Here is a 3,504-nt window from a genome sequence, read left to right on the forward strand (position 1 = left end):
GCGATCGTGGCCGGCGCGGCGCGCGGGTTCGCGGTCGCGGCCGTGCTCGTCGCCCTGTGCATCGTGCTGGCCGCGCGCTGGCCCGGCGATGCGCCCCGCGGTGCACCCGATAGCGGCCCGCGGGCCTGAGCCCAAGCCCCCTTCAACAGACCCCCCAGCCCAGCGAGGAATCCATGCCGCATCGTTTCATCGATACCGTCCTGATCGTCGACGGCGCGTCGACAGCCGCCTATCTGGCGCCCGCGTTCCGCGCCTACGGCATCCGTTGCGCGCACGTGATCAGCGACCCCGACCTGCCGGAAATCTACCGGAACCAGTTCGTCCCGTCCGACTATATCCGCCAGATTCAGCATCACGGCGATATCGACGCGACGCTCGCGCAGTTGAGCGACCTGCGGATCGGCGCGGTGCTGCACGGCCTCGACGCGGCGCTCGAACTGGCCGACACGCTCGCCGAGCGGCTCGACGTGCCGACGCGCAATCCGCTCGCGACGTCGGCCGCGCGGCGCGACAAGTACGCGATGAACGAGCGGATTCGCCAGGCCGGCCTGCGTGCCCCGGCCCATTTCCACAGCACGTCGGTCGACGCCGCGCTCGAATGGGCACGCGCGTACGGCACGCTGCCGCTCGTGGTGAAGCCGGCGCGCAGCGCGGGCGTGACCGGCGTGAAGATCTGCCGCACGCTCGACCAGGTCGAGGCCGCCGCGCGCGACGTGCTGGCCACCCGTTCGCTGTACAACCAGCCGAACGACGACATCGTGATCCAGAGCTATTCGGAGGGGCAGGAATACATCGTCGATTCGGTGTCGTTCGAAGGCCGCCACCGGGTGGTCAGCCTGTGGGAAGTGCACCGCGACCGCACGCATGCGCCGCGGCTCGACAAGATGCTGGTGCTGAATCACGCCGATCCGCGCTACGCGCCGCTGCTCGACTACGCGGCCGCCGTGCTCGACGCGCTGGACGTGCGCTTCGGGCCGACCCATCTCGAACTGTTCGATACGGCCGACGGCCCGACGATCGTCGAGCTGAACGCGCGGCTGCACGGCAGCCTCGATCCGCGGCTGACGAGCGCGGTCAGCGGCGAGAATCATGTGTCGGCTGCCGTGGAAGCGGTGCTGCATCCGGAGCGGCTGTTCGGTGACGTCGCCGCGCCGACGGATTTCCGCGGTTACTGCGGGCACGTGCTGCTGCTGTCGTCGCGCAACGGCGTGCTGCGGCAGGACTTCACGTGGCAGGCGATCCAGGCGCTGCCGTCGTTCGTCGGGCTCAAGCAATGGGCCAGGGTGGGCGACACGCTGCGCGTGACCACCGACCTGCAGACGGCGCTCGGCACCGTCGGCCTTTACAGCCCGACGTTCGAGCGGCTGCTGGAGGATTGCCGGCGGATTCGCGAGATCGAGGCTGAATTCTTCGCGGATGAACGGGCGGTTGCGCCGGCGTAGCGCGATCGGCGCCGCGCGCGGTGCGGTGCGCCGAGGTGCGCGCCGCTAGCGCCCGAGCGCCGCCCCCGCCTGCCGCCCGAGCACCGCGCGCAATGTATCGAGCTCGGGCAGCTCGGGCGCTGCTTCGGACGTGACGAGATAGGTCGTCACACTGTCGAGATCGTCGAACGCATGCGCGCGCAGTTCCTTGCGCGCCACGTGCTCGGTCGTGATCCGCTTCGGCAGGATCGCGACGCCCATGCCGGCCGCCACGCAGCCGAGGATCGCGCCGAACGTGCCGAACGACGCCACCGACTCGATCGCGCCGTCCGCACCGGGCACCAGATAGGTGAGGAACAGGTGCGCGTCGCCTTGCTGAAACGTGAAGCGCTCGCGCAACAGATACAGCACCTGTTCGGGCAGGACCCGCTCGTCGACGAGCCCGCGCCAGGCGACATAGCCTGCATACGTCGGCCGCACGTCCGGCATCAACTGGGCACGCACCGCCGAGCGGCCGCCGTCCGCACCGATCAGCAGGTCGGCCGCCTCGGCGTGGCCGCTCGCGAAATGCGCGACGATCCGCTCGCCGTCCTGCTCGAATCGCTCGAACGCGTCGCCCGCACGGACGACGCCGGCCGGCAGCGCGCGCTTCAACGCCGTGTAGATCACGTTCCACGCGGTCTGCGTTTGCGGCATCGCGAAGCGTTGCACGATGCGGTCGTGCGCATCGACGTAGATCCGGTCGATCGAATCGACGGCGGCCTCGCGCGGCAGCGGTACGTTGCCGAATGCGAACGCCCGCTCGATCGGCGGCTGCAGCACGATGCCGCCGCCGCGGCTGTCCAGGTCGTGCGGTGATTGCTCGAATACGCCGACGTCCCAGCCGGCTGCGCGCAGTGCGGTCGCGGCGAACAGCCCGCCGACCGACCCGCCGACGATGACGGCCTTGCGGCCCGATCCGTGTTCCATCCGATGTCTCCCGATGATGGCCGAGCATAGGGCAAACCACGGACGCAGCGGTTGAATTGTTCTGAAGCGGCCTGGGTGACAGCGTGACGCGTGCGCCGCCGCTCGACCTCGGCGGTGTTTGGCGGGGGTGGCGGATGAGCCGGATGCCACGTGTTGCGGTGCGGCAGGCGTGCCGTTCAGGAATGCGTTGACCCGCCGTTCGATTTCGGCGTCGAGATCGTCGGGCACCGGCAATCCGCATACCCACTTGCGCGTGCCGAGACGGAAGAGGCTCGCGTGCAGGCTCCAGACCCGTTCGATTGCCGCGTTGCGCCGAGCTTCCGACACTGGCGTTGCTTCAGAAGAATTCAGTTCGCCGCCATGACTTTCAGGTCCGCGCCCCCTAGTCTTGCTACCGAACCGCCGCATGGGCCGGGCGCCGTCCGTCCAGGCATCGTGCCCGGCGAGCACGCGATCCCGTTCGTGCCGGCGCAGGTGTGCCCGCCGGCCGCACAGGTCCAGGACGCGGGCTGCGCCGGCAAAACCACGGAAACCACGACATGCAACCTGGACAAGTCACGGCCGCCGGCGCGGCCGCGCCCGATCGCCTGCCCGGCGAGGACGTTTTTCTCGCGTCGATCGCGGGCTATGTCGACACGCTCGGCTTCGTCGCGCTGTTCGGCCTCTTCACCGCCCATGTGACCGGCAACTTCATCCTGATCGGCTCGGGCCTGGCCGGGGTCGGGCAGGGGCTGCTGATCAAGTGGCTCGCGTTTCCGGCGTTCATCGCCGGGATCGTGGCCGCGCGCCTGCTCGACCACCGGATGCGCGTGCGCGGTCACGGCGCGCGGGCCGGTTCGCTGTACGCGTTGCAGGCGATCCTGCTCGCCGGCTTCATGTTCGCGGGGATCGCGGCGTCGCCGATCGGCAGCGCCGACGCGCCCGCGACGATCGTCTGCGGGCTGCTCGGCGCGGCGGCGATGGGCGTGCAGAACGCGCATGGCCGGCTGACCGCGCGCTCGGTGGTCGCCAACACGGTGATGACCGGCAACGTCACGCAGGCCGTCATCGATGCGTTCGACTGGCTCGTGCCGATCGCCGCGCCGGCCGAACGGGACGCCGCACGCGCGCGGCT

At 70.1% G+C, this 3,504-nt stretch carries 3 protein-coding genes; 2 read left to right on the forward strand and 1 reads right to left on the reverse strand.

The annotated features are described in order from the left end of the window. The first annotated feature begins 173 nt into the window (after window positions 1–173). Entirely contained in the window at window positions 174–1,442 is a 1,269-nt protein-coding gene (locus G3N96_RS38060) for an ATP-grasp domain-containing protein (protein ID WP_124581119.1), read from the forward strand. A 45-nt stretch (window positions 1,443–1,487) separates the two neighbouring features. On the opposite strand, the gene G3N96_RS38070 is transcribed toward G3N96_RS38060, so the two are convergent. Next, the gene (locus G3N96_RS38070; RefSeq protein WP_241023028.1) at window positions 1,488–2,390 is read right to left on the reverse strand and encodes a LysR substrate-binding domain-containing protein; all 903 of its coding nucleotides are present in this window, start codon (window positions 2,388–2,390) and stop codon (window positions 1,488–1,490) included. Window positions 2,391–2,929: 539 nt separating this feature from the next. On the opposite strand from G3N96_RS38070, the gene G3N96_RS38075 reads away from it, so the two are divergent. Beyond that, a partial coding sequence (locus G3N96_RS38075) for a YoaK family protein (protein WP_206140431.1) occupies window positions 2,930–3,504 on the forward strand: 575 nt, incomplete at its 3' end.

The sequence above is a fragment of the Burkholderia sp. Se-20373 genome (genome assembly GCF_017104705.1).
Classification (GTDB): Bacteria; Pseudomonadota; Gammaproteobacteria; order Burkholderiales; family Burkholderiaceae; genus Burkholderia.